Raw genomic sequence first — 1,103 nt, 5'->3', positions numbered from 1 at the left:
TCATTTTATATAGTTCTGTTTCGTCAATATCCTGGTTGTCACCATCAATTACGAAGGTAGCGGCAGATGTAATACCGATATCCTCTGGCTTACAATCTAAACCTAAATACAAGCAAACAGCAGAAACACCTTTGCGTCTAGATTTAAAATCTTGTTGGATCTGAATAGGTGGCTTTTCAAGATCGAGGAGTTCATTGAAGGTGATCAGTGGGCTGGCGTTCGAAACAACATAATTACAGCTTACGGTTTGGCCATCTTCGAGTGTAATAGCATGAACCTTATTATCAGCGGTATGTATTTTCTTCGCACCACAACTAAACTTTACGCACCCTCCGGCTTCAACAAACGAATCGATAATTGCGCTAGAAACACTCTGAGATCCACCCTTAAAGTGCCAAGGTTTGAAGGTACAATAGGCGAAAAGCATTCCAATAAATTCTGCAAACACTAATTCATTGGTTGGGATACCGACATAACTCCAATAGGGAGTGATCGTATTGATCAGTTCTTTATTGCTGAAGAATTCATTCAATACTTCATCGGTAGTTCTTAAACCGTAGGCAGCAAAGTGTTTACATTGAGACTCTAATAGCTTTTCGTCATTACTACGCCTAACCTGTTGCAAGGCCATGTAATACTCCATAGCAACCTTGCTTCCTAGATCAAAGAAGCGGGTGATAGCATCACTGTCATCAGGAAAATTTTGTTTTAGAACTTTTTGAATGCCTGACCAACTCGCGGGAAGTGTAATATCTTGTTTCCCTGGGACAATTAATCGATATAGCTCCTCTTCCTGAACCAGTTCAACTTTATCGAGTACATCCAAATCCTTGAACATTTTTCTCATAAGGAAAGGTCTGTCTTCTGTCCCAACGCCACTTAACTGATGCAAAGCGACTTCAAATTCGAAATCTCCGCGGACGAAAGATGTACCGCATCCACCCGGAACATTATGGCGCTCAACAAGTAAGGTGTTACATCCATTCTTTTGCAGTGTCGCGGCAGCGGTTAGTCCGCCATTTCCTGCGCCAATCACTACTGCATCATAGTGTTTCATTGTTTTAAGTTCTCCACGTTTATATAAAATGCCAAGAAAATACTAG

The 1,103-nt window shown here is 41.1% G+C and carries 1 protein-coding gene; it reads right to left on the bottom strand.

The genetic code is table 11. From position 1 onward, the window contains the following. The coding region (locus A3763_RS23720) for an NAD(P)/FAD-dependent oxidoreductase (protein ID WP_068760626.1) at positions 1-1,057 on the bottom strand (1,057 nt) is incomplete at its 3' end. Positions 1,058-1,103 lie beyond the last annotated feature (46 nt).

Source organism: Oleiphilus sp. HI0128, from assembly GCF_001635365.1.
The sequence above is the reverse complement of the archived record's forward strand: the minus strand, read 5'-3'. Positions and strand labels throughout refer to the sequence as shown.